Origin of the sequence: Ornithinibacillus sp. 4-3 (assembly GCF_040958695.1) — a bacterium.
GTDB lineage: Bacteria > Bacillota > Bacilli > Bacillales > Amphibacillaceae > CALAMD01.
The window spans coordinates 854,929-880,117 of sequence record NZ_CP162599.1 but is presented as its reverse complement, the minus strand read 5'-3'; the positions used below and the strand labels follow the sequence as shown (position 1 = coordinate 880,117).

Annotated in this window: 25 protein-coding genes and 2 pseudogenes; 3 read left to right on the top strand and 24 right to left on the bottom strand. The window is 35.5% G+C overall.

Annotated features, from left to right (window positions below; translation table 11 throughout):
* Window positions 1–199: 199 nt before the first annotated feature.
* Window positions 200–1,267: a DsrE/DsrF/DrsH-like family protein gene (locus AB4Y30_RS04440; protein WP_368655168.1), complete on the bottom strand. Its 1,068-nt coding sequence runs from the start codon at window positions 1,265–1,267 to the stop codon at window positions 200–202.
* Between the two features lie 136 nt (window positions 1,268–1,403).
* Here AB4Y30_RS04440 and cstR point away from each other — a divergent pair, with 136 nt between their 5' ends.
* The gene (gene cstR, locus AB4Y30_RS04435) at window positions 1,404–1,664 is read left to right on the top strand and encodes a persulfide-sensing transcriptional repressor CstR (RefSeq protein ID WP_368654289.1); all 261 of its coding nucleotides are present in this window, start codon (window positions 1,404–1,406) and stop codon (window positions 1,662–1,664) included.
* Window positions 1,665–1,716: 52 nt separating this feature from the next.
* Here cstR and AB4Y30_RS04430 read toward each other — a convergent pair whose 3' ends face one another.
* The 13 genes from AB4Y30_RS04430 to AB4Y30_RS04370 all read right to left on the bottom strand — a co-directional run bounded on the left by AB4Y30_RS04430 (window position 1,717) and on the right by AB4Y30_RS04370 (window position 12,813).
* The gene (locus tag AB4Y30_RS04430; RefSeq protein ID WP_368654288.1) at window positions 1,717–1,953 is read right to left on the bottom strand and encodes a glutaredoxin family protein; all 237 of its coding nucleotides are present in this window, start codon (window positions 1,951–1,953) and stop codon (window positions 1,717–1,719) included.
* A gap of 37 nt (window positions 1,954–1,990) precedes the next feature.
* Complete coding sequence (locus AB4Y30_RS04425; protein WP_368654287.1) at window positions 1,991–2,767, bottom strand: sulfite exporter TauE/SafE family protein; 777 nt, start codon at window positions 2,765–2,767, stop codon at window positions 1,991–1,993.
* 88 nt (window positions 2,768–2,855) lie between these two features.
* Entirely contained in the window at window positions 2,856–4,262 is a 1,407-nt protein-coding gene (locus AB4Y30_RS04420) for a rhodanese-like domain-containing protein (protein ID WP_368654286.1), read from the bottom strand.
* A 16-nt stretch (window positions 4,263–4,278) separates the two neighbouring features.
* Window positions 4,279–4,839 carry a hypothetical protein gene (locus AB4Y30_RS04415; RefSeq protein ID WP_368654285.1) on the bottom strand — a complete coding sequence of 187 codons (561 nt, stop codon included), beginning with the start codon at window positions 4,837–4,839 and terminating at the stop codon, window positions 4,279–4,281.
* A 43-nt stretch (window positions 4,840–4,882) separates the two neighbouring features.
* A complete protein-coding gene (locus tag AB4Y30_RS04410) occupies window positions 4,883–6,082 on the bottom strand; it encodes an FAD/NAD(P)-binding oxidoreductase (protein ID WP_368654284.1) in 1,200 nt (399 codons plus the stop codon).
* Window positions 6,083–6,694: 612 nt separating this feature from the next.
* On the bottom strand, window positions 6,695–7,597 hold the full coding sequence (locus AB4Y30_RS04405; RefSeq protein ID WP_368654283.1) for a LysR family transcriptional regulator: 903 nt from the start codon (window positions 7,595–7,597) through the stop codon (window positions 6,695–6,697).
* A gap of 134 nt (window positions 7,598–7,731) precedes the next feature.
* Window positions 7,732–8,319, bottom strand: coding sequence for a class D sortase (locus AB4Y30_RS04400; protein WP_368654282.1), 588 nt, complete (start codon window positions 8,317–8,319; stop codon window positions 7,732–7,734).
* Window positions 8,320–8,352: 33 nt separating this feature from the next.
* Entirely contained in the window at window positions 8,353–9,438 is a 1,086-nt protein-coding gene (locus tag AB4Y30_RS04395; RefSeq protein WP_368654281.1) for a sensor histidine kinase, read from the bottom strand.
* Complete coding sequence (locus AB4Y30_RS04390; RefSeq protein WP_368654280.1) at window positions 9,425–10,108, bottom strand: response regulator transcription factor; 684 nt, start codon at window positions 10,106–10,108, stop codon at window positions 9,425–9,427. Before AB4Y30_RS04390 ends, AB4Y30_RS04395 begins: the two co-directional genes overlap by 14 nt.
* 37 nt (window positions 10,109–10,145) lie before the next feature.
* On the bottom strand, window positions 10,146–10,793 hold the full coding sequence (locus tag AB4Y30_RS04385; protein ID WP_368654279.1) for a redoxin domain-containing protein: 648 nt from the start codon (window positions 10,791–10,793) through the stop codon (window positions 10,146–10,148).
* A gap of 14 nt (window positions 10,794–10,807) precedes the next feature.
* Complete coding sequence (locus tag AB4Y30_RS04380) at window positions 10,808–11,389, bottom strand: peroxiredoxin family protein (protein WP_368654278.1); 582 nt, start codon at window positions 11,387–11,389, stop codon at window positions 10,808–10,810.
* An 18-nt stretch (window positions 11,390–11,407) separates the two neighbouring features.
* Complete coding sequence (locus tag AB4Y30_RS04375) at window positions 11,408–12,166, bottom strand: cytochrome c biogenesis CcdA family protein (RefSeq protein ID WP_368654277.1); 759 nt, start codon at window positions 12,164–12,166, stop codon at window positions 11,408–11,410.
* A complete protein-coding gene (locus AB4Y30_RS04370; protein WP_368654276.1) occupies window positions 12,166–12,813 on the bottom strand; it encodes a hypothetical protein in 648 nt (215 codons plus the stop codon). Before AB4Y30_RS04370 ends, AB4Y30_RS04375 begins: the two co-directional genes overlap by 1 nt.
* 688 nt (window positions 12,814–13,501) lie before the next feature.
* On the opposite strand from AB4Y30_RS04370, the pseudogene AB4Y30_RS04365 reads away from it, so the two are divergent.
* Window positions 13,502–13,705: pseudogene (locus AB4Y30_RS04365) on the top strand (SDR family NAD(P)-dependent oxidoreductase); the annotation flags it as partial.
* 103 nt (window positions 13,706–13,808) lie between these two features.
* Here AB4Y30_RS04365 and AB4Y30_RS04360 read toward each other — a convergent pair.
* From AB4Y30_RS04360 to AB4Y30_RS04335, 6 genes are all read right to left on the bottom strand, one after another.
* Window positions 13,809–14,621, bottom strand: coding sequence for a DUF368 domain-containing protein (locus AB4Y30_RS04360; protein ID WP_368654275.1), 813 nt, complete (start codon window positions 14,619–14,621; stop codon window positions 13,809–13,811).
* 146 nt (window positions 14,622–14,767) lie between these two features.
* Window positions 14,768–15,955 (bottom strand): chromate transporter, encoded by a 1,188-nt coding sequence (locus tag AB4Y30_RS04355; protein WP_368654274.1) that lies wholly within the window; start codon window positions 15,953–15,955, stop codon window positions 14,768–14,770.
* A 307-nt stretch (window positions 15,956–16,262) separates the two neighbouring features.
* Window positions 16,263–17,984, bottom strand: coding sequence for a hypothetical protein (locus AB4Y30_RS04350; RefSeq protein WP_368654273.1), 1,722 nt, complete (start codon window positions 17,982–17,984; stop codon window positions 16,263–16,265).
* Between the two features lie 35 nt (window positions 17,985–18,019).
* Window positions 18,020–18,814 (bottom strand): ABC transporter ATP-binding protein, encoded by a 795-nt coding sequence (locus tag AB4Y30_RS04345; protein ID WP_368654272.1) that lies wholly within the window; start codon window positions 18,812–18,814, stop codon window positions 18,020–18,022.
* Window positions 18,815–19,157: 343 nt separating this feature from the next.
* A complete protein-coding gene (locus AB4Y30_RS04340; protein ID WP_368654271.1) occupies window positions 19,158–20,771 on the bottom strand; it encodes an ABC transporter permease in 1,614 nt (537 codons plus the stop codon).
* 25 nt (window positions 20,772–20,796) lie between these two features.
* Window positions 20,797–21,678: an ATP-binding cassette domain-containing protein gene (locus AB4Y30_RS04335; RefSeq protein ID WP_368654270.1), complete on the bottom strand. Its 882-nt coding sequence runs from the start codon at window positions 21,676–21,678 to the stop codon at window positions 20,797–20,799.
* 334 nt (window positions 21,679–22,012) lie between these two features.
* On the opposite strand from AB4Y30_RS04335, the gene AB4Y30_RS04330 reads away from it, so the two are divergent.
* Window positions 22,013–22,567, top strand: coding sequence for a TetR/AcrR family transcriptional regulator (locus tag AB4Y30_RS04330; RefSeq protein ID WP_368654269.1), 555 nt, complete (start codon window positions 22,013–22,015; stop codon window positions 22,565–22,567).
* Between the two features lie 69 nt (window positions 22,568–22,636).
* On the opposite strand, the gene AB4Y30_RS04325 is transcribed toward AB4Y30_RS04330, so the two are convergent.
* From AB4Y30_RS04325 to AB4Y30_RS04310, 4 genes and pseudogenes are all read right to left on the bottom strand, one after another.
* On the bottom strand, window positions 22,637–22,771 hold the full coding sequence (locus tag AB4Y30_RS04325) for a hypothetical protein (RefSeq protein WP_368654268.1): 135 nt from the start codon (window positions 22,769–22,771) through the stop codon (window positions 22,637–22,639).
* Between the two features lie 47 nt (window positions 22,772–22,818).
* Window positions 22,819–23,481, bottom strand: a complete 663-nt coding sequence (locus tag AB4Y30_RS04320; RefSeq protein WP_368654267.1) for a hypothetical protein — start codon at window positions 23,479–23,481, stop codon at window positions 22,819–22,821.
* Between the two features lie 220 nt (window positions 23,482–23,701).
* Window positions 23,702–24,187: a DinB family protein gene (locus AB4Y30_RS04315; protein WP_368654266.1), complete on the bottom strand. Its 486-nt coding sequence runs from the start codon at window positions 24,185–24,187 to the stop codon at window positions 23,702–23,704.
* Between the two features lie 309 nt (window positions 24,188–24,496).
* A pseudogene (locus AB4Y30_RS04310) lies at window positions 24,497–25,021 on the bottom strand (catalase); the annotation flags it as partial.
* Between the last annotated feature and the right edge of the window lie 168 nt (window positions 25,022–25,189).

Sequence of the window (25,189 nt, the reverse complement as noted above, 5' to 3'; positions counted from 1 at the left end):
TTTCTAAGTCCATAGGCAACACCTCCTCCCTTGGAAGTCTCCTATCAAAGGCTACTTACAAGCTAACAGGTGCTACTTAACCCCTCATGTGAAGTCGATTTATTATCTTGTATTATAGCATAAATAACCGATTGAATATAAGCTTTGGCAAAGGTTCCAAATGATAGTTAAAACCCCGTCTGAATTAAATCTCCTTCACTTAAATAAATAGATTATGTTTTGCTTTTTCAGTGTCGCCGATATATGTTCCTACTCCTGCAAATTGGACCTCTGGTCGTAATTCTTCTTTTTTGATTCCCATCACATCCATACTCATTGTACATGCAATTAATTTAATATCTTGATCAATTGCTTTATCGATTAAAGAGGGTAAGCTCTCAACATTTTTTTGCTTCATAATAAAACGCATCATTCGATTACCTAGCCCAAACATATTCATCTTAGACAAAGGCATCTGAACAGGAGTACTCGGCAAAAAGAAACTAAATAGCTTATCCATCCCTCGTTTTTTCACCTTTTGTTTATCCATGCGTTTTAAAGCTGTGAGTCCCCAAAATGTAAAGAAAATAGTTACCTCTCGTCCTGCAGCTTTTGCACCATTAGCAATGATCAGTGCAGCAAGTGCTTTATCTAATTCTCCACTGAATAATACAATCGTTGTTCCATTTTCCTTTTCCGTTATCTCAATATCTTTATTATTTTGAGATTCCTTTTGAATAATAGCCGTAACATGATTTTGATTCTTTGTACGATCAACAATGGTATGCCCTATTTGAGCAGCCCAGCTTTTTACATCATTATAAAACCCGAAATCACTTACTTTCACCTCTATCTGTTTTCCTACATCCATCTTTTGCATTTCCATACTTAAGCTCACAATTGGTCCAGGGCATTGCATCCCACTATAATTAACCATTTTACGGTCATCCTGAATGACTATTTCCTCTTCATCATCAGGTGATGTGTGTTGCTTTTTTATAAAATCTGAATAACCGCCCTCCAGATTCACAATATCAAAGCCTTGATTTACTAAAAGAAGACTTGCCTGTTGACTTCTTATCCCAGATTTACAATAAACATAATACTTTTTATCCTTTTCAGGGTATTCCTCTTCGATCATTGTTAATGGAAAATTTCTTGCGTTATTAATATGCCCTTGCTCATATTCCGAAGCTTCACGTACATCTAACAATTGACCTTTTCTCCCTAATTCTTCTAATTCCTTTTTTGAAAAATCATTAATATGCTTTGTTTGATAATTCACGATATCCTCCCTCTCCAATATACCTATATGGGTATATTATATAAACACCTCTCTTTTGTCAAATACTATATGGGGTATTTGACAAATAATAATGTTTTCTCTAAAATATGATGCAAAACTAACCTGGGAGGAACCCTATATGAAATATGATAAGAAAATGTTCAATCGCATCCATCGTGTGCAAGGTCAATTAAATGGTGTGCTGAAAATGATGGAAGAAGGCAAAGATTGTAAGGAAGTAATTACACAGCTTAGTGCATCCAAAAGCTCCCTGCAACGCTTAATGGGAGTTATCATTAGTGAAAATTTAGTTAGATGTATTAAAGAATCCGCAGATAATGAAGATATCTCCGAAGAAATAATTAATGAGGCTGTTGAATTATTAGTGAAAAGTAAATAGTTGATGAGATAAAAAAGATTTCCCCACCTTAGACGGAGAAATCTTTTTTTCTTTATTCTCTTAACGCTTGCATGATTTTTTCAGGGTTAAAACCTGAAATTAGTTTTCCATTTATAACTGTTTGCGGCACAGATAATCTTTTTGTTTTCGCAATCAATTGAAACATCCTTATAGGATTCAGATCAATATTTACTTCTTGATAGGGAATTTCTAAAGTATCTAGAAAACCTTTAACCATTCCACATACAGAGCAAAAGTTTGATGTATAAACGATTGGCATTTGTTTCATGAATATCCCCCTACCCTATGACTGCCGACTCAGATATTTAAATGATATCTATCCATATCTTCACCGCAGTAGCAAATATCAAAAATGCCAAAATAGCTCTAAGTATTTTTGTATTCATTCTTTTACCTGTATTTGCACCAAGTGGCGCTGCTATGATACTCGCAATAATCATAACGAGCGCTGGTCCATACAATATTTGATCTGTCACTACTTTTCCAACTGTAGAACCGATAGAGGATAGAAAAGTAATCGCTAGAGATGAAGCAATGGTAACCCTTGTTGGTATTTTTAAAACAACAAGCATAATTGGTACAAGTAAAAATGCTCCTGCCGCTCCAACAATTCCTGCACCTAAACCAACGATAAATCCAGCTGTAATAGCAATCCAATGATTAAATTCTAATTTACTACCAAGCTGACCATCAACTTCTTTCTTAGGCACAAACATCATAATAGCTGCAATAGTCGCCATAATGGCGTACACAAAATTAATACTATTCCCCGATAATAAGTCAGAACCAAATCCGCCTATGAAACTACCAATTAAAACAGAAAGTCCCATAGACAGAATTAGCGCTTTATTCAAATACCCATCTTTTCGAAAAGCCCACATTCCACCAATACTTGCAAAGAAAACTTGAATTGCTGATATTCCAGCAACCTCTGCTGGTGTTAACGAACCAACACCTAGCATAACAGGAATGTATAATAGTAATGGATATTTAATGATAGAACCACCAATTCCAAGCATTCCTGAGATAAACGAACCAAGAAAACCGATTAAAAATAGTACAATGATATAGTCTATACCCATCTGATCACCTGTTTCCGATTTGCGCTAAAATATGACAATGATGACTTCTTTTTGTGAAAATATGTGATTAACGCTGTTCATCTCAATATCAGCTTGTTACAGGCAGTTTTTCACTTAACCAGGCTAAATATCCACCCTTTACATTCAACACATTTTCAAACCCATTTGCTTTCATAATACTTGTTGCGATTGCTGAACGAGCACCAGAGCGACATTGCATTAAATAGGTTTTATCTTTAGGCAACTGATCAAGCTGGTCCTTAAGCGTACCTAGCATGATATGCTCTGCACCATCAATTCTTCCTGCTTCCCATTCCGAATTATTTCGAACATCAATCAGACGGTATTGATTATCCTCTAAATATTCCTGTAGCTGTTCGATAGAGACTTCGTCATAATTATCTATCTTGTCCTGTGCTTCTAATAGACATGAAGGCTCTATTACTGCAACAACTCTATCTAATCCAATGGAGCGTAGGCTCTCTTTGATGTCCTCTACATACTTTTCAGAAGCAACTAGTACAATATCCTGATCATAATCCAAGATCCAGCCTGCCCAATTTGTAAATGATTTATTAAATGGGATATTTATTGCCCCTTGATAATGTGCTTTTGCAAATTCAACAGCAGTTCTTGTATCTAATAAAACTGCTTCCTTGTGGTGTTCTTCTAGCTCCATGGCATCTGCTAACTGAACTGTTTTTTCATGATTAATTAGATCAGGACCTATTTTATTTAATCTTTTCATCATTGCAAAATATTTAGGTGGTTCAGGTTGACCAGATAAAAGAAGTTGAACAAATTTCTCTTCATCCTCTGTTCTCAATGCCCAATTATTAACTTTTTCATAACCAACTGTCGACATTGGGACAGCACCTAGTGCTTTTCCACAAGCACTACCAGCTCCATGCCCTGGCCACACTTGCATAAAATCAGGCAATGCTTTGAATTTTTGCAAGGAATGAAACATTTGCTTAGCTCCTGCTTCAGCTGTATCAGCAATTCCTGCAGCTTTTTCTAATAAATCTGGTCGACCAATGTCACCAACAAAAACAAAGTCTCCTGTAAAAATTCCCATTGGTTCTTGAGATCCAGCCCCCTTATCTGTCAAAACAATAGAAATACTCTCAGGGGTATGACCTGGTGTATGCATCACTTCAAAGTCAATCATACCAAGCTTAAATTCACTACCATCCTTTAGAAGCTCATAATCTAGGTTCTTTACGTATTCATACTTCCAATTTTCGTCTCCCTCATCAGAAATGTAGAGCTTCACATCATGATTTTCTGCTAGCTCTCTCATTCCAGAAAGAAAATCTGCATGAATATGTGTTTCTGTAGCTGCAACAATTTTTAATCCTTCTTTTTTAGCTGTTTCAAAATAAGGATCTATTTTACGTGCTGGATCAACTATAATAGCTTCTCCAGTTCTTTGACACCCAACTAAATACGACATTTGTGCTAAATTCTCATCAAAAAATGATCTAAAAAACACATATATACCCCCAGTACTATTTTTCTTTATTGACAACCTCAAGGAAAGATTCTAAGTACCTAAATCCTTTTTGAATGGTTGGATCCTTTAATAAGCGATACATACCATATAAAGATAAATTGTTTGTGTTCTTATTATTTTTATATTGTTCGTTTGTTTCTTTAATCACGTCCATTGCTTTATCCAATGGGACAATATCATTTATATTTTCTAGCGCATATTCCACAGATGTTGTATCTGTTAAGAAATCACTTAGAAATTGCGTAATTTCATCCACTCTTTTCAGTACAGGAACCATTTTCGGCATTAAATGTACCATTTCAAGAAGAGCTGAAAAGTGTTCCTCTGTGATATGCAGGTTTTCTACTTTCTTCTCTACCTCATTACTCAGAGCTGATAATGATTGTTTGTCTTCTAGCACATTTTCAACAAATGTTAGTTTATCATCCAATGCCTGTACTCTTGATACAAAATCTGGAAGTTTTTGAACTAAATAATATAGTGAATCTAATTGCTTTTCATTTTCTAATTCCTTTAAAACATCTTCCATTGTAGAATGCCTTTGGGTTGTATCCAATGTAAAGCCTCCTTTTTCATTGATAGAGTTTCCACTGTTTTAGTTACATCGTTCCTTTCAACATGCCATTCCAATACATAATAGGGAGCAAGCCTTTTTTAACAAAGTACATGCTTGCCCTTTCTTTCGATTGATCAATTGGAAACGATTCTTGTGGAGCTTTATCATAATCAAATTCAGCCATTACTAAGCGATTAACTCCTGTAACTAATGGACAGGAAGTATAACCATCATATTTTGTTTTCAATTCTCTACCATGCATGGCAGCAATTAAATTTTCAGCTACTACGGGTGCTTGTTTGCGTATAGCTGCACCAGTTTTAGAGGTAGGTAAATTAGACACATCTCCAGCACTGAAAATATTATCAAAGGTCTTGTGCTGCAAGGTGTAAGCATCCACATCTACCCAGCCTGCAGCATCTGCAAGCGGACTAGCTGCAATAAAGCTAGGAGCTCCCATTGGAGGTGTGACGTGAATCATGTCATAATTTATCGTTGTTCTTTCATTGGTTTCTAGATTTTCGAAAACCGCAAATTTATTTTCTCCATCAATTTCAACTAGGTCTGTCATATAAGTTGTTTCAATACCTTTTCGATCAATAACCTGGTTTAACGTTCTTGCATAGGTTGGCACTGCGAAAATACTCTCTATACCAGAGATAAAGTGGATGTTTGCTTTAGAACGAACATCAACCTTATTAAAATAATCATCTGCTAGATACATAATTTTCTGTGGTGCTCCGCCACATTTTATAGGTGTGCTCGGTTGTGTAAATATAGCTGTTCCACCTTTGAAATTTTGAATGTTTTCCCAGGTGCTTTCTACAAATTCTGATGAATAATTACTACAGACTCCATTTTTACCCATCGTTTCTTTTAAGCCTTTTACAGCATCCCATTTGATTTCAAGTCCTGCTGCCACTACTAAATAATCATAATTAACCTGTGTATTCTGATCTGTAGTTAGCATGTTATCATCGGGAAAGAATGTTGTTACCGATTCCTTAAGCCATTGAACACCTTCTGGAATAAGTGTTTCTTGCTTACGGTGAGTATCTTTCAGTTTAGATTGTCCACCACCAACCAATGTCCATAATGGCTGATAATAATGATCTTCGGAAGGGTCAATAAGCATTACATTTTCTTTTAAATACGGTGCACTGCGAATAAGTCGTGAAGCAATTGAAATTCCCGCCGAACCAGCACCTACAATCACAACTTTAGAAAATTTTGATTCACTCATTTCATTACCTCCTAAATATATTTAGAAACTCAAAAATGTTTAATTTTTTAACTATTTCACTTAAATATCATTCTACTATAGGTTAGAAGCAACGAGTCATAGCGATCTGTTATAGGGTATAAGGAATAAGAAAGGCGTAACGCCTGCTTTAAAACGTAGAGATTGCGCCCCGTTCTTTGGGGGGCTTCGAAGTTAGTCGAACTTCCTTTACCCTCGAGATAAAGGAAACATGCTCCTTTAGGGGTATCCAACGTTAAGCTTTAGCCTGGTTTTAGTTGGGCCTCCTTATAAAACAAAACCGATGTTGACTTATACCCGTGGGGCACGACAGACACGACGAGCTAGTATCAACGTTGGTGCTCGTGACGTGGCCGAACTTAGCCGATGAAATTGCGACTATGACTCTGTCTGCACCTGACTGCTTGCTAATCGTCAAGTCTTCTTTATTGTAGGGGCTCGCATTAGCTCTTCGTTTTGGCGCTCGGAGCTAGATATGGCAACCTCCGAATAAAAATTAATTTGTGTAAAAATTTCATACTTTATTACTGAAATAAAAGACCAAGCCTCTCGCATTAAAAATGCAAAAGGCTTGGTCTTTGCCATCATATTATCTTATTCTGTAAACTTAAAATTCTCCTTTTTTAAAAATTGTACAAATAAACCAATACTGTTTTTAGGAAATCTTGTTGGTCTTTGTACAATCCATAAATCCCTAGAAATACTTGTATTTCTAATCGGTAAATGATGTACAATACCAAGCTCCAATACATGGGTAACTGACAGCTTAGGTACAATTCCAATTCCTAGTCCAGCCTCAACTGCACTAATAATTGCCTGTGTGCTTCCAAGTTCAATAGAGGAACTTATTCGTTCCAGCACTTGATTTTCTGCTAAGACACTTTCAATAATCTTCCTTGCTCCAGCATCCTTCTCTCGTAAAAGAATTCGTTCTTCCGCTAATGCTTCGATACTTATTTCTTTTCGATCTTTCCACTGATGATTTTGAGGAATGATTAAAATAAGCTCATCTTTTGCAAATCGCTCAATTTGAAAGTCCTTACGTACGACAATTCCCTCGACTAACGCAATATCAATTTCCAAGTTTTCCAATTTCGACAAAATTGTAGGAGTACTACCTATTGTTAAACTAAATTGAAAGGCTTTATTTTTCTTTTGTAACTTGCCTAACACTTTTGGAAGTAAATATTCTCCAATGGTTAAACTAGCTCCAATATGTAATATCTCTTCTTTTTCACTAGCTATATTAGCCATTACATCTTGAGATCGATTGAAATATTCTACAATTTCCTTTGCATACGGATATAAAATAGCCCCCGCTTCTGTAACACGAAGCACACCACTTTGCCGATCAAATAAAGCTACGCCATAATAGGTTTCTAGTTGTCGGATTTTACTAGTGACCGCTGGTTGCGTAATATAGCTGGTACGAGCAACCTGACTAATATTTCCATGTTCAACTACTTGGCAAAATAACTTCAAATTTTCTATATTCATAAGGAAAGCCACCTTTTATCTGATTTATCAACAAACGCCCATCATGCTATTCCTACTATCATAGCAAATTTAGCATGAAAGCCGCTACAGATTCTTGTTAAATAAAGAATCTGTAGCCGCTTATAATAAATAATCTATTCTGCTACTGGATAAGCGTAAGCAACAAATCGTTCTGGTGCGTTTCCAACATAGTGGAATGGGTAGCAAGTCGTTACGACTAGCACTTCCTCACCCATTTCTCTAATCACTGTTGTATCATCTTCTGGAACAATTTCCGTATCCCTTATTTCATAAGTGAATTCCCCGTATGGCATCTCTACAATAAATGTATCACCTAGCTCTAGCTCACCAAAATTTCTAAAAACCGTATCACGATGCCCAGAAAGTAAAATTTGTTCATTTTGCCCTGGATACATAGAGTTAGATAGGTGTCCAACACCTTTATTCAATGCATCTGGATCTGTTCCTTCTACAATAGGTAATGTTTTTCCTAATTTCGGTATTTCTAACGTCGCAAATGCTTCTTCATATTCAGCAGTGTATTCTTCTATCGCTTCTTCAAGCGTCTTGTCACCTTTAAGCTCTATTCCATTATCTATTTTTTCTTTTGCTTGAACGATCGACTGCTTTTGAGCTTGATGCCCATCCCATAATTGGTAAACAGCAACACCTACAAAGCCAAGTCCAACAACGATAAATAAGATACTAATTATCCGTCTCATTTATCTACTCCTCCTCTATGTATACTTCTATATTTAATTATACGGCAAAATAAACCAAAAAGTATGAAGATTTTCTTTAGAATATATTCCAATTTCTCCGCAATGTCTTTCAATAATCTCTTTAGAAATAGCAAGACCTAGCCCCGATCCACCTAACTCTCGTGAACGTGAAGGCTCCGATCGATAAAAACGTTCAAAAATTTTTTCTCTTTCTAATTCAGAAAGAGCTTGCCCAGGCCCTGTAACGGACACCTTATATGCTGAAGATAATTTTTCTCCTTGAACCACAATCGGTCCTTCGCCTCTATAATAACGTATCGCATTATCTAATAAATTACTGATTACTTGCGAAATACTTGTTCGATTTATATCAATAATCGCTGATTCTACATCTATTTCTATTTTAATATTTTTTTGCTCTAATGATAAGTAAAATATCTCCATTGATTTTTCAATAAAGTCTTGCAGCTCCACAGCTTCTTTATCTTCAAATGTACGGGACTGCATATCATCCCATTCCTTTAATTTTTCCATCTGTTCTACTAGCTGTGTTAACTTTGATGATTCTTCATAAAGTGCTTGATACAATCGTTCGTCACCTTCAATAATTCCATTCTGTAATGCACGTAAATATCCATTCAAATTGGTCAGCGGTGTACGAAACTCATGAGATAAATCAGATACCAATTTCTTTCTGTGCTGCTCATTTGTTTCTAATTGCTGGGAAAAATCATTGAAATGTCTAATCAATTCTCCTATTTCCCCATCTTCTTTCGCTGGAATTGGCTTTGGATATTGGCCTTGTTTCATCTTTTTGGTAGATTCAATTAATTCTCTTAATGGTTGCGTAATTTTCCTCATTAAAAAATAATGGATAATACTTCCTATAATAACGGCTGTAATGCTAAATATCCATAAATACTGATAGAGTGTTGTTCTAAACTGACTCTGTTTTTGTCCATTCGTTGATAACATTCCATCTGCCAGTGTACAAGCTGTATTATAAATCGCCCAACTACTCAGCATTACAAAAGCTACAATCACCAAAATATTAATAAATGTTAATCGAAATAAAAATTGCTTTGGTAGAAAGAACCTTTTCCATCTATTCCGTAACAAATTTATACCCCATTCCTCGAACGGTAATAATACGCTTTGGTGAAGCTGGATTGTCTTCAATTTTCTTCCGTAGCTTTTTTATATGTGCATCTATTGTTCGATCCAATACGATTTTATCTGCATAAGGATATAATTGTTGTATAAGATGCTCCCTAGAAATAACGATATTTGGATTTTCCATAAAATAATAAAGCAGATTAAATTCATGCTTCGTTAAATCTAATGGTTTATCAAATAATAAAGTCTCACCTTTTCTAGGCTTAATACAGAGACCATTATGAGCAATTTTTTGGCAATACTGTCCGGTTCGACGTAAAACGGCCTCCACATGTGCAAGAAGCTCTTCTGGTTCAAATGGTTTTACCAAATAATCATCTGCCCCAATTTTCAAGCCATGAATCTTATCTTCTGTACGAGACTTAGCAGACAGCATAATAATAGATACTTCATTGCGCTCTTGCTCCCTAACCCACATGCAAAACTCTTCGCCACTTAGCTTTGGGAGCATTAAATCAAGAATAATAAGACAAGGATGATTGGTTAAGAAAACTTCCTTTGCATCTTCTCCATCTACCGCTGTAAATACATCATAACCTGCCTTTTGTAAATAAATACAAACTAATTCCCGAATCATTCTATCGTCTTCTACAACAAGTATTGCTTGCTTCATCCTGCTCACCTCTTACCCACTATCCTACCACAACATACTATTCTATATCTGCAAATACCTCTTCCATTTGCTCGTATGTTAATGGTCCAAAAGATTTAAACTGGATAACACCTTCTGAATCTAACATAAAGGAAGTTGGAATTGGCTGTATCTTATATGCTGTTGCTACTTCAATAACTTCATCTAATAAAATAGGAAAGGTCAGCCCATACTCATCTACAAATCGTTGTACTTGATTTGTACTTGGCTCAGTTTCGGTTAAATTAATCGCCAATATTTCTACATCATTTTGTTTATAAAACTCTTCCATATCAGGCATTTCTGCTCGACATGGTGGACACCAGGTGGCCCAAAAGTTTATCCATACTCTGCTACCACGATAATCTGATAGCGCTACCTCTTCCCCATCTAATGTGGTCAAATGAAAATCTGGTGCCATATCTCCAACATTTAGACCTACTACTGACTCCTCTTGCTCCTCCGATTCTTGTAGGACATCTTCATTCTCTTCTGATTTCCCAGGTACTCCACTAGTTTCTTCTTCCAATATCTCAGGTTCTTCTTCCTCAGTGTTCTCGTCTAACATTACTTCATCTCTGCTTGTATCATTTTCTGACAAAACAAACTCATATATTGTCCAACCAAGCATCCCAACCAATAATACAATTAATAAAGCTTTTTTCATCAAAACACCCCTATTTATTCCATTCTGTTGAAATGTTGGAGCATTTGATCATAATTCATTGCTCCAAGTGCTATAAATTGAATTCTCCCATTAGAATCAATCATATATGATGTAGGATACGCTTGAATTCTATAAGCATTCATTACATCTGATTCTTCATCCATTAAAATTGGAAAAGTTAATCCATATTCTTCTACAAAATCAGCGACTACCTCTTCATTTTGTTCTGTTGCAGTCATATTCAATGCTAAAACCGTTATCTCTTCGTTCTCATGAAGCTTTTGCATATCAGGCATTTCTGCTCGGCATGGTGGACACCAGGTTGCCCAAAAATTAAGCATGACACGTTTCCCGCGATAATCAGATAATTTTCTTTGCTCTCCCTCTAATGTCATCACCTCAAAATCAGGAGCAAATTGACCTCTTTCCAGTCCTGTTTCATCTGATTCTTCCGCATCATCTGTTGGTATAGCAGTAATCCGATTATCTGATAATGTGCTTTCTTCATTAACTTCATCTTGCTTAGAGCCAACAAATTCAAATATAGCCCAGCCAAGCATTCCTAATATGATAAGAATGGGTATTCCTTTCTTCATATGAAACTCCTCCAATAACTAACCTAATCTTGATAGCCAAGTGTCTTGGATTAAATCAAGTAAAAATGCTGAAATTCGTGGCATTAACCCAAAGAATAAAACAAGCCCCATAATGACCATCAATAATCCACCGATTTTCATAATCACTCCACTATGACGTACAATCCATCTTGTTGAGCCGAGGAAGAATGTTAAAATAAGGAATGGTAAAGCAAAACCGATTACATAAAAGACGGTATATAATACACCTTGCCCTGGATTTGTAGCAGCAAGAAATAAAATAGAACCGAAAATTGGTCCAATACAAGGAGTCCATCCAGCAGCAAATCCTAAACCAACAAAAAAGCTTCCCAAAAATCCTACAGGCCGCTTCGTTCGCTGAAAACGTCTTTCTTTCATAAGCGTTGGAATGGTAATCCATCCTGCAACAAATAACCCCATAAACACAATGAAGATTCCAGCAATACGCTGAATCAATAAGCCTGTCTCTCCAATTAATAAGCCTTGTATCCACTGCCCTAGAAAAGAAGCACTAGCACCTAAGCCAATGAATACTAAGGAAACTCCTAGTAAAAAGAAGAAAGAATGACTTAATAAGTCCTTGCGTATTTTCACATTATGATCTCCTTGTAAATCCTTAACACTAATACCTGTAATATAAGACATATAAGCTGGAAAAATAGGCAATACACAAGGAGATAAGAAAGATAATGCACCAGCTCCTAATGATAAAATGATTCCCATAATTAAGACTGTATCTGTTTCAATAACACCCATTATGATTTTCGCTTCCTCTCATTTAAAATCAGGATAGACAAACATCCTATAAAAAACACAATAATGAACCAAATTTCTATTAAATAGCCAAAAATCGCTACAAAAGGATAGATAAGATTTAATACCAGTATGCCTAGAGACAAAATTATTAAGATGCTAGTTAACAACCAAAAAATTGGTATTCTCTCACGTAATAAAAAAAGCAGAATCAACAAGATCACACTTAAAATCAAATATCCAAGTGAATACATATTATCCTCTATCATGAATTGCATAAACTCGTAGAAAAACAATGCCACTAGGAATACATGTGTACATGCTTCAGCAAATAGCAGGATGTCTAATTTTTTCCTTATCCATTGATAAAGAACGAGGCCACCCGTAAATAACACTGCTAAGTAAAATGCCCCTGAATTCCCTGGATAAGCTAATACCGCAAGTGGATCCTGAATAAATAAAGGAAGATGAAGCAGTATTTTTCCAACCCATATAAAAATAACCAAATTAATTAATTGTGATGTCAAAATTTCCATATATTTTTTCTTTTCCAGTTTTGAAAAATCGCTAAATACATAGAAAAAAATCAAACCAATAGCTAGGCTGAGAACTATCATGCCAATTGCTAGGGCTTTACTCACGATGATCATGATAAGTCCCTCCATTTTTCTACTTATTATCATTTTACGAAACGAATGTGAAAGTTTGATGAAAAAAACGAAAAGCGTAGAGCTCCTGCTTAAAAACGTAGAGATTGGAGGGGCACAACCGAGATAAAGGAAACATGCCCCTTTAGGGGTATCCGACGTTAGGCTGTAGTCGGGCTTCCTTATAAAACAGAGCCGATGTTGACTTATTGTAGGACGCGACGCGAAATCTCTTAGATTTTGGCGCTCGGAGCTAGACAACGCTATTTAAGCATAAGAATTCATTTGGACAAAACTCTTATGCTTTCTTATTTTATAAAATATACCACTTTAAAACATAAAAATGTTATACTTTCTGCCGTAGAAGATGTTCCATTCTTCTATAATTATTTGAAATATTATGTGTGAAAACAGATATTACCAATCAAGAAGAAATCAACACTCTTGCAGCACAAGCAAAACATTTGGATATGTAGATACTTATGTGAATAATGCCAGAATAATGGGTTCAAGTAGAATTAAAGATGGGGATATCTCTAATTGAACACAATGATTGATATTAAGTGTCAAAGGTGTCCTCTATAGAATTCACTCTGTTCTAACAGATATGCTAGCAAATCAAAATGGGCATATTGTTAATATAGCTTCTGATTCAGGGTATGAAGTAACAGAATGACTTACTGTATATTGTGCAACCAAACATGCAGTCCGTGCTATTTCTGTAGGATTAGAGAGAGAGCTTGAAAAAACAGGTGTACGTGTTACCAATATTTCTCCAGGAATGGTTGAAACCACTCTAAGTTCAAAAAGCCCGTTTGATGAGGGCAGAAACAAAAGATATTGCACGAGCTGTTGTCTATGCAATAACACAACCAGATTACGTAAATGTAAATAAAATACTTATTAGACCTATTTCGTCTTAGCGCATTGGTCTAAATAAAAGTAAAGACACCTTTCGTTGAAGTCATAACAACTGAAGGGTGTCTGTTGAATGTAAATTATCTATATTCTAATCTTCCAAGTAAATAAGCTGTGAATAATCCAGTTAAAAATGTAAAAATACTAATGATTACTAATGCTGCAGAAGCTGGCCAACCTGGGAAAACGACAAAAACAGAACCAACCACTAGTCCAATGGTTGCTGCAAAGGTTAGAGTATAATGATTTTTTAAAAAATATCCAACAATTCTACTCATCACAATAAAACCAAGTGCAATTCCAAGTCCTGTTACAGCAATAATATTCAGCTGAAAATTACTAATTGCAGCGATAACTGTTGGAAACACTCCTAAAATAAGCAACATAAAAGAACCACTAATTCCCGGAATAATTAAAGCGCTACTGGCAATCATCCCTGAGAAAAATAATAAGATGTATGTAGAAGTAGTTATATTTGAAATAATTTCTCCTTCTCCAGTACTTATAAAACCTAAAATAGTAACTACAATGATTCCAACAACCATAAAAATAATATGTTTCATTTTAAAGGTATTTTTTGCATCTACTTTATGTAATAAAAACGGTAAAACGCCAAGAATTAATCCCATAAAGAAAAATTGTGTTGGTGCAGGATAATGGTTAAATAACCATTCAATTAACCTTGCTAATAGGAAAATAGATACTACCATCCCTATACCAAGTGGAATTAGAAATCCGAGTTGTTTTTTCCAATCCTTGCTAAAAAAACCATTAATTGCTGCAATTAATCTTTCATAAATTCCTAATAAAAGTGCAATTGTACCTCCACTAATGCCTGGAATTACTTCAACTGCTCCCATTATTAGTCCGCGATATGTATTTTTCCATTCCATTATTCGTTTGTCTCCTTAGTTCTCCAAAAATAGCATCTATCTTACATCATATCAAAAAAATTTTATAAATAATATTGTTAATTTGATTAGTGGAAAAGATATTTTTCTTCCAAATAAAATCAGAAATATCTACTTATTTTTCTTCCTTAAGTAATCACCATTCCTCCTAAAGCACCTATGATTACAATAAGCCAAATTGGTAATTTCCAATACATAAGTAAACTAAATAATATCGCAGCAAATGCAAAATCAATTGGCTCTAAAATAGCACTGGTCCATATTGGATGATAAAAAGCTGCGATTAATATTCCAACTACCGCTGCATTGACTCCCATAAAAGCAGCTTTCATTTTATTATTTTTTCTTATTTGGTCCCAAAATGGCAATGTACCTATAATTAATAAAAACGCTGGCAAAAAAATTGCAATTGTAGCCAAAAGGCCACCCTGCCAGCCATTGATAACTGCACCGATATATGCGGCAAAGGTGAATAATGGTCCTGGAACCGCTTGAGTAGCCCCATAACCTGCTAGAAAGGAAGCTTCGTCTAACCACCCTGTAGGAATAAATTCACGCTCTAATAATGGAAGAACCACATGACCTCCACCAAAAACAAGTGAACCAGAGCGATAAAAGCTATCAAACATTGCTATCCAGGTGGCTGAAGTAACTTCTCTTAAGATCGGAAGCATGACAAGAAAGCCAATAAATAAAGATAAACAAATGACTCCTATCTTTTTAGAAATAGGAAAATGAAATGTAGATTCATCCGAACTGGAAGCGTTTTTATAAATAAAATACCCAAATAAACCTGCTAATAGAATAATGCCAACTTGGGTAAATACTGTCTGCCATACTAAGGCAATAACTAATGCGAACAAGGCAATCGTTTTTCGTTGTAAATCAGGTGTCAATTGTTTTGCCATTCCTAAAATTGCATGTGCAACAATAACCACAGCAACAATCTTCAAACCGTGAATCCAACCAAAATTGTCCATCGTGGATCCTTGTAAAAATAAAGCAAGTGAGATTAATAGAATAACGGATGGAAATGTAAAGCCAATAAATCCTATAATACCACCGAGAATACCACCACGCATTACACCAATCCCAATTCCAACCTGACTACTAGCTGGCCCCGGTAAAAATTGACATAATGCAACTAAATCTGCATAACTCTTTTCATCCATCCACTTTCTTTTCCGAACATATTCCTCATGGAAATAACCTAAATGTGCCACCGGTCCTCCAAAAGAGGTTAAACCAAGTCGCGTTGAAATAAGAAGAATTTCTAGCAATAAACTAAATTTATTTTTATGTATAGGTTGATCCATACACTACATTCCCCCTTTTTGCGTATCTTAAGTTTCTAAAAACTATCATGAATGTATTGATTTTTCAATCTTTGAAAAAATAATTTACAAATAATTTACATTTAGAAAAGCTCAATTTTCCTTACAAACTAAAATTCCGACTTCAAGAGCTCCGACGTGACCACTGTTATAACACATTTTCTATGATATCGGAGCTAGACCTGGCTTGCTCAAAGAATCTAGTGAAAATACTATGTTTTCTTTTCGTTCAAAAAAGCCAACTTTATCTTTCAGACAAAGTTGGCTTCCTTGCTTCAAGCAGTAAAGCTTAATACAAGCTTCCACTTGATTTCCGTTTAAACACAGTCTTCCCACTCGTTCCGCTCACTATATCGATAGTAACACCACGGTTAATCCGACCAGCACTTACATATAAGAACAACCATGCAATACCGAGAGATAATACGAACATGAGCAATAGGCCTAAACCAATTACTATAATGGGATAGCTTGCTTTCCATGTTAGCAAAACACTAAATAAACTTAATACTAAACTGAAAAATCCAGAGATATCAGTAGCCGCCTCAGCTACAAATGGAGCAGCGTCACCAGGTACGAGCATTAATGCGTAAGGTATAGTTAAAATGAACAAATACACATACGACAGTAATAATAAAATAATCGATGTTCCAAAAGTTAGTCGTTGCTGCGGATTGGTTGGATTAAACCTTGCACCAATTGTTCCAATCCAAATGCCAATGGCACTAATTCCAACGGTAATTCCTGCTTTCACGATAATACCAAGGATAAATTGCCACCATGCCCAGCCGAGAAAAGCTCCTACAATACATTCCAAGATTGTTAAAATAATGAATGGAAGCAACCAACTAATCCATAGCTTCCCAAGAGCAATATCGCGACCTGACAACGGGAGTGTGCGTAAAATCCACATAGATAATCCTTCTCGAGAAATAGCCGTAGCAGCTAGCTGACCGTTAAACATAGCATAAATAAATAAAAACACACCTTGAGCAACTGGCCATGAAATTTCATTAAATCCACGGAGTTCATTTAAGCTCACGCCCCCACCTATAAAACCAATCACAGGAAAAATAATGAAAAAAGCGAGCGGTAAAAACACCAGCCATTCCCTCATATCACGCTTAATGGAAAACCATTCTTTCTTCCCAATCGCCATAATCGGATGTGATATACCTTGGGCACGTTCCTTTTTAATTTTACGTTTTTTCTTTTTCCTGCCTCCTTCACTTAGTCTAATCCAACCTGTACGGAAACCCTTCTCAACTAATGTTGTCGTAAGCAAGACAGACACAACAGCAAGAAGTAAAAATAAAACCAAAGGTAGAAAAAAGTTCATCGATCCATTTGTCGCACTAATTAATGCATTACTTCCCCAACTTATTGGCACCCAATCTGGTAAAACTGGAAGTCCAGAGGTTATTGACTCTGAAAAGGAACGATCATTCGACATTTGTGGCAACATAAATAACAAGTAGACAACCAATCCTGATAAAAAGCTCATTGCAGTCATAAATTCGTTTGCTCGACTTGCAGGCAAAATTTGTATGACAATTAAATTAAGTAAGTAGGCAATGGAAAGTCCAATAATTGCCGCTGCAAACAACACCAATATGAGTACGAAATAATATAAAATATTTGCATCGCTAGCCACCCCATAAGCTGTGAGTGGTACTAAAAAAAATAAAAAAGCAGTTATAGGTGTGCCGATAAAACTTTGGCTGTACTTCATTAGAAAAATATGTCTCGTTTTAATCGGTAATGTGAAGAGAAACTCTAAATCTGTTGCTGAGTACAATTGTTTAAACACTTGTGGCATCCCCATTAGTATAATCATCCCAATAATCATTAAAAAACTATAAGAAAAGATACCAGCTAAAATAGGCTCGGTCACCGATCCGGCAATTCGCCATATCGCTTCAGAAAATAAAAATAGTAGAATAGCTAAAACTACAAAAATAACAAGATAGGCAAAATAGTTTTTCAGCTCTTGAGATTTGAGTGTGTTCACGAATATTCTTCTCTGATTTCTGAGCAAGATTTTCATCATAATCGATCACCTGATTGATCTTCTTTCGCCATCTCCTGGATTACTGCTTCTTGATCATCACCACCTGTTAACTCTAGGAATATATCTTCAAGGCTTCCTTCTGTACGTCCATCTTTTTCTCTTAATTCATCCATTGTGCCAAGAGCAATGATATCGCCATCTGCAATAATCCCAATTCTGTCACACATCTGTTCCGCTATTTCAAGAATATGCGTTGTTAAAAAAGCCGTCATGCCATTATCACATTCTTCTCTAAGCAAATTTTTTAAATTCCGTGCACTTTTTGGATCAAGTCCTACTGTTGGTTCATCTAAAAATAAAATTTCTGGCTCATGGACAAGTGCTCCACAGATTGCAATTTTTTGCTTCATCCCATGAGAATATCCTTCAATCAATTCATCAGCCCGATCATTCAATCCAAATATGTACAATAACTTGTTCGCTCGTTCTTTAAAACGATCTTCTGGTATTTGAAATACAGATGCTACGAACTCTAAATATTCCCAACCCGTTAGTTTCGGATACAGATTTGGCTGATCTGGAACATAAGCAATCTGCTTTTTCGCTTCAATTGGATCTTTCCAAATATCGTAACCATTTATTTCAACCGTACCACTTGTTGGCTCAAGTAATCCCGTCATCATTTTAATCGTCGTAGTTTTGCCCGCTCCATTTGGCCCTAAAAATCCAAACAACTCCCCTTTTTTCACTTCAAAATTAATTTGTTTTACAGCGGATTGATTTCCATATTTTTTCTCAAGCTCTAAAATTTTAATGGATCGTTCACCCATCTTATTACCTCCTATATTCATTTTAAAGTTAACAATTACTTGGTTAAAGACATCAGGTTAATATTTCAATGATAAAAATACTTCTGTCGTTTTCATGCATCTAAAAATAGATAATGATTTTCACAGTTGATTTCAACTTATATGTTAACAGTTCTCTATTAAAATTAGAAATAAAGTCTATAACAGCGACTTCACGAGCGCAGGTACCCTTGTTAGTTGCAAGGCGCCTGCGCTGGACATGCTATTTTAGATAAACACAGATAGCTTAATACTTTCCCTTCCATAAACAAAAAGCCAATGAAGTCCACCAAATAATGGACTTCATTGACTTTAATAAGAAAAATTAAGCTCCTTCTATCATATCTCTTCTACGATATCCATAATAACCAATAATCATTAAGAGAGTACTAATCAGTGTAATCGTAATAAAAACTGTTGGAGCAAAATCCTCCATTGGCATTTGTGGTATCCAGCTTTGGATAGCCGTTTTCGAAAACCATTCTGGTAAATCCAAAATGCCACCAAAATAATTTAACATAAAAGAATATCCTAGATAAGCGTAAATTACTTTTCCTAATCTTGGTGCCCATCCAAGTGCTAAAGCTGCAAGTGCTGTGAAGAATAAAACGGAAGGGAAAAGGTTAAAACCTGCAGCAATAAAATCAATCATCCCTATTGCTTCATTGTCATTCATAGCATACATCGCTGAGCCCCCAAGTGAGACTGCAGATAATATTGTTCCTAAAAAGCCTGCACCAATTGCTATCCCAATACTGGTCCAATAAAGCTGACCACGTGTTACTTTAGTTGCGTAAAATTGGCTTAAATATGAACGACTCTCTTCTGTAAAAAGTCGATTAACAATCGCAATTGGCAAAATAGAAACAAGCACTATCATCACCATCATAATCGTACCTGTAAAGGATTCTTCTATAGAAAATCCAGTATAAGAAAACATTTGCTGCATTAGCTCATTGCTCTCAAGGAAGGTTTGCATATCTCCATAAATTGAACCATAGGCTCCTCCCATGATTGCAAAAGCAATTAACCAACCAATCATAACGCCTTTGTTGATTTTCATGAATAATCCTGGAACAGATAATAGGGATTTTTTCGCATTTGCTCGACCTTCTCTTTCTGGCAAATAGCCTGCCCCCATATCTCGACCACCTTCAAGCGCAAATGCAATGACGAGCAGAATTACACTAAAGATTAAGAAAAAAACAACCGGCATCCAATTATTATCTGTAAACGGGTAAGTTAAGTAAACCCAACCTAATGGATTAAACATAGATAAATCTACATTTGAAACATCCGTTCCTGCACGAATAATATAAAAAAGTCCAATTAAGCCCAGTGCTGATCCTGTTGCACCAGAAGATGAAGGCATAATTTGAGCCATTACTAAGGCAATTACCGCACCTATTACACCTGCCATTCCAATTGATATCCCAAACAGTAATGCTCCTTGAACAGAAATACCATCCGCGCCAAAGCTTAATAACGTCCCTGCAATAAAAAATACTAATACTGTATTAACCACAATCACTTGAGCCACTGCAGCTAAGGAATTTGCTTGACGCCCAATTTGGAAAGAACGTACTAACTCTGTTAATCCTAGATCTTCTTCTTTACGTGTATGTCCTACTATATGTAAGACAGAAATAATAATCGCAAATAATCCACAAAATAATAGCATTTCCTGTGAATACATAGCTCCTAATGTATAATCTAGTGCATTATCAATTGGTGTAGGACCGACCATTGCGATCATTGCTGGATTCTGCATTGTTTCATACATGCCAACCAAGCCCTGCCCTTTGGTTAACTCCTCAAATGCTGGGACAAAGCCTCCTGAAAACAATCCTAAGCCTAGTATCCAAATAATCAGCTTTTTCCAATCACGTTTCAAATATTGCCAAAACAATATATCCCAACGTGCAAATTTTTCTTTCATCGTATCAACACCTCCATCCTAATGCTTAGCCTTCATAGTGACGTAGGAATAAATCTTCTAACGTTGGTGGAACGGCTTCAAATGTCTTTACTCCCAATTTGGTTGCTTCCTTTAAAATATCATTCATATATTGATGATCAGCCGAAAATGTTACATGGTTATCTTTCTGTATAAAATCATGCACACCATTGATCGATGCCATGAGGGAAACATCTTCTTCTGTAGACATTGTTATCGTTGTACGAGTTAAATGACGCAATTCATCCAAGGTACCTGTTTCTACAATTTTTCCTTGACGAATAATAACAATTTTATCTGCTAATCGTTCCACTTCACTCAAAATATGTGAAGAAAGTAAAATAGCTTTTCCTGCATGTTTAATTTTCTCCACTTCCTCCTGGAAAACGGCCTCCATCAAAGGGTCAAGCCCAGAAGTTGGTTCATCAAATATATATAAATCTGAGTCAACAGATAAAGCTGCAATTAATCCAACCTTTTGTCTATTTCCTTTTGAATATCCTTTTGCTTTTTTCTTTGGATCTAATTCAAAGCGTTTGATAAGATAATCACGTTTTCTCTCATCTCCACCACCATGAAGCTTAAGAAATAAATCAATAATCTCTCCACCTGTCAGACTTCCCCAAAGCGTTACATCGCCTGGAACATATGATATACGTTTATGAATCTCAAGGCTGTCTTTCCATACATCTTTTCCGAAAATCTCTGCAATACCAGCATCACGCTTAATAATTCCTAACAAAGCACGTATTGTTGTTGATTTACCAGAACCATTTGGCCCAATAAATCCGACCACTTCCCCAGCATTTACATTGAACGTCACATCACTTAATGCTTGAAATTTACCGAACTTTTTCTGCAAACCTTCTAATCTCACAATTTTCTTCATAACGCTGACACTCCTTTTTTAAAAATAGCTACCATGTCAAAACGTGCTTTCCAAGAAAAGGCTGAAAATAAACCATTAATATCTTTTTGGTTCGTATTACTTCATAACAAACCTATTTATAAACTAAAATATGATTATAAGTTCAATAATAATCCTTTTTAAAAAAATATTCAATGAAATAAATACTATTTTCTATTTGATAGTTCATAAATTTACATATATAATAAATAGGAAGAAACATGATTATTTGAAGAAACTTTTGAATGATATATAGAAAGCAGGTATAAATATGAACGGTTTTCAAAAACGGACAGAAGAAAAGAAAATTCAAATTTTGGAAGCAACTTTTGGGTTGTTGAATACTAATACAGGTAAAGGAAATATAACAATAGAGCAAATTGCAAAACATGCTAATGTCGGCAAAGCGACTGTTTTTAAGTACTTTGGAAATAAAGAGAATCTTTTCCATGAAGTTTTTAAGCATTTTTTAGAAGATATGGGTAATCAAGCGAAACAAATTATGGCTGAAAATAAACCTTTCGAAGAAACATTGATTGCCATGAGCAAAAATAAAATTTCTTATTTAGAAAAAATTAATAAAGATTTTTATCTAGATATGATGAGGTATCTTACTGAAAAAGGTGAAGACGGGCTATCCATGATAATGCAGAAATATACTCAGGAAAGCTTTAGGATGATGCTGGACTTATTCCATCAAGGGCGCAAAGAAGGAAAAGTCGACTTAAAATATTCTGATGAATTTCTACTATTATATTTTCAAGCACTTGTTGAGGGCCTTTCAAATCCAAATGTATATGAAAAAATAACACCTTATACAGAGGAATGGACAGAAATGTTCATCAAAGGGATTGCACCAGAGAAGAAATAAAAATATAACAGAGGACGGACACTAACTTGTCCTCTGCATTCATTCTAACTTTGATTTTCTTCATTTACCTCACATCAGTTCAAAATCTGCACCCTCGGGATATAAGGTTACAAATTCTTCGTTCTCTGGGTTTCGATAAGCTATTTTTGTCTCCTCCAGCATCTCCATATATCCTAATTCTTCAATAATTGTCTTGGTTGACAAGAACTTCTTACTAATTCATAATCCTAACTCTTTCTTTTGCGATAAATCTAAGCGTCCCACCAGCTTGTTTCCATATCAATCAACCAATGATTTTTTAATGTTAAAGCACGCTCTATTGCTGCAATGATTCCAGCAATGAAAACCGTTGTATTTAACCAAGCGGGGAGGGTAATTGGTGACTCAAAGGAGCCCCATCTTTCTTCAATAATAGGAAGCTGCGAAATAAGTGAAATAAGCTGAGGAAGACCTAATATAATAGAAATAAGTAGGGTCACAATGGCTAGTTTACCAATAATGGAACTGACTTTCGGAAAACGAGCATCAAATCGCATGCGTAGTCCTTCAGCAGAAAGGCGATCTGGAGATAAAACATGTTCTTGTCCATCTTCTGTAACATAATGAATCCGTTTCAAACCATAAGAAGTTGTAGCTACCTCAATAACACCACCTGGAACGGGGAAAAATGCTGGATCAGTAACTCTTGCATAATGTTTTCCATCACGATATAAATCAATCGTATAGTTTTCATCCATTAAATTAACGTGAACCGCATAAATATGTGATTCTCCATCATTTTCTTGCAACTTGATATAAAAAAGCGAACGATGAAACACCTCATAAAAACGAAAAGGCTTGAGTGCATGACCATCTCCACTTTTCACCTTTTTCATTTTCCTTTGTCGATGCTTATTCTTGAAAAAACGTAACATTCCACTTGACCTCCATGTCCTCATCACATAATTCTATTGTTCATTAATAGTTTGAATACGTTTGATTTCATTTTAATATAGATTACCGCTTCTTATAAAGTTTTTTTGCTGATGCAAAATGAGGCTTGGTGCATATTTTGTTTTGTAGATTCTTCAGACACTTTCTTGTGGCATTAGGTCGAGCCTAATCTTAGCTTTTATACATAGAGGTTAAACATATTTATATCATAGCCAAGCTGTTTAAAAATTGACCTCGATGATGGAAAAAATGAGAAATCTCTTCCACAAGCCAATGTGCTTGGATTTTCCCTCTTTCCAAATAAAATGGTTTAGTCTTCTTAGTTAGAAGCTCCTCATCTGATAAGGAAACCATATATGTTTTATACTGTTGAAATCCTTTATGCATTGCTCCAATCATCGCTTTTGTTGATTCTATCTGCTCATATGATGCTTCTAAGTTTTGGATTGTTTCCTGATCCTTCTCCTGCCAGAGATGTAAATCCACTTCTGATATTGAAATAATATGTATCGCAAGCTCTTGTAGATTTCGCATATTTTCCGCTGGTCGATAATTCCAATCTTTCTCCTTCACTTTTTGCAATAATCCTTCCATCGTTCGGATTCCAAGCTCTAGTACAGCTAATAATTCATCTCTTAAAACAGATACAGCACCCATTACACTCTCCCTTCTCTTTTTTAGAATCATTTTCTCCTTTTCCTTTTTCTCTAACATGTTAAACAAATTGTTTATTTGCGGATAAAATTCCAAAAACCATATTTACCCTTTATTCCACAATAAGAATGGAATAAAAAGTAAGAAGAAATTTTAGATGGACATGAAAATAGCCATTGGAAGATTTGTGATCATCTTTCCAATGGCTGATGTTAAGTTATGTTAAACATGATATAAGTAGCTTGGTCGTTCCCAAAAACGTTGTTTGGCCATTGCTTGAATAAACGCAGGTCCAAACTCTGTATCTTTTTCAATAATAACACCTGGCATATCCTTTATCTGAGCAGTTTGACCTTGAGGGTATTCATTATTAGGCTCTGGTTTGACGGAGTGAATCAAATCTGGGAATTTAATTGCATCTTGGATGAAGAAAATCGGGAAATTAATAGCAACAATATCAAAATTTCCATCATCTGTGTAGAACTTAATAGAAAAACCACGTACATCACGAACCGTTTCATTACAGCCTCGTGAACCAATCACTTGTGAAAACCGCACAAATAATGGTGTTTTCTTCGAAGGATCCTGTAAGAAATCTGCCATCGTTATATCACTCATGGATTGATACAGTTCGAATTCTCCATAAGCCCCATAGCCACGTGCATGAACGACTCATTCTGGTATTCTTTCTCGGTCAAAATGTGCTATTTTTTCTCTCGCAAGAAAATCTTCAATCAGGGTTGGTCCACGATCTCCAGTAGTCAATGAATTTTCATCATCCGCAATCTTTTTCCCCTCATTGGAAATCATCTCTTGATTATAAGTATCTCTAATAAATGACTTTAGTTGTTCTTCTTTTTTATTTATGTGTTTATCTTCACTCACAAAGCTTGTTCTCCCTTCAATAGTAATTATCCTGTATTCTTACTAAAAAAGTCCTAGAGTATTCACAACACAATAATCATTAACCCATGTTTGAACAATTGTTTACCAAGGAGATAAGGAATTTTTACGAAAATTTTCTAGCTTAAAGAT

Coding starts and splice junctions, on each gene's coding strand:
- AB4Y30_RS04400 (WP_368654282.1), bottom strand. CDS start 8,319: ATGAGACGGATAATTAGTATCTTATTTATCGTTGTTGGACTTGGCTTT.
- AB4Y30_RS04385 (WP_368654279.1), bottom strand. CDS start 10,793: ATGAAAAAAGCTTTATTAATTGTATTATTGGTTGGGATGCTTGGTTGG.
- AB4Y30_RS04430 (WP_368654288.1), bottom strand. CDS start 1,953: ATGAAACAAATGCCAATCGTTTATACATCAAACTTTTGCTCTGTATGT.
- AB4Y30_RS04380 (WP_368654278.1), bottom strand. CDS start 11,389: ATGAAGAAAGGAATACCCATTCTTATCATATTAGGAATGCTTGGCTGG.
- AB4Y30_RS04375 (WP_368654277.1), bottom strand. CDS start 12,166: ATGGGTGTTATTGAAACAGATACAGTCTTAATTATGGGAATCATTTTA.
- AB4Y30_RS04315 (WP_368654266.1), bottom strand. CDS start 24,187: ATGATTCTAAAAAAGAGAAGGGAGAGTGTAATGGGTGCTGTATCTGTT.
- AB4Y30_RS04335 (WP_368654270.1), bottom strand. CDS start 21,678: ATGAAGAAAATTGTGAGATTAGAAGGTTTGCAGAAAAAGTTCGGTAAA.
- AB4Y30_RS04320 (WP_368654267.1), bottom strand. CDS start 23,481: ATGTTACGTTTTTTCAAGAATAAGCATCGACAAAGGAAAATGAAAAAG.
- AB4Y30_RS04405 (WP_368654283.1), bottom strand. CDS start 7,597: ATGAATATAGAAAATTTGAAGTTATTTTGCCAAGTAGTTGAACATGGA.
- AB4Y30_RS04340 (WP_368654271.1), bottom strand. CDS start 20,771: ATGAAAGAAAAATTTGCACGTTGGGATATATTGTTTTGGCAATATTTG.
- AB4Y30_RS04370 (WP_368654276.1), bottom strand. CDS start 12,813: ATGATCATCGTGAGTAAAGCCCTAGCAATTGGCATGATAGTTCTCAGC.
- AB4Y30_RS04410 (WP_368654284.1), bottom strand. CDS start 6,082: ATGAGTGAATCAAAATTTTCTAAAGTTGTGATTGTAGGTGCTGGTTCG.
- AB4Y30_RS04345 (WP_368654272.1), bottom strand. CDS start 18,814: ATGGGTGAACGATCCATTAAAATTTTAGAGCTTGAGAAAAAATATGGA.
- AB4Y30_RS04425 (WP_368654287.1), bottom strand. CDS start 2,767: ATGGGTATAGACTATATCATTGTACTATTTTTAATCGGTTTTCTTGGT.
- AB4Y30_RS04355 (WP_368654274.1), bottom strand. CDS start 15,955: ATGGATCAACCTATACATAAAAATAAATTTAGTTTATTGCTAGAAATT.
- AB4Y30_RS04360 (WP_368654275.1), bottom strand. CDS start 14,621: ATGGAATGGAAAAATACATATCGCGGACTAATAATGGGAGCAGTTGAA.
- cstR (WP_368654289.1), top strand. CDS start 1,404: ATGAAATATGATAAGAAAATGTTCAATCGCATCCATCGTGTGCAAGGT.
- AB4Y30_RS04390 (WP_368654280.1), bottom strand. CDS start 10,108: ATGAAGCAAGCAATACTTGTTGTAGAAGACGATAGAATGATTCGGGAA.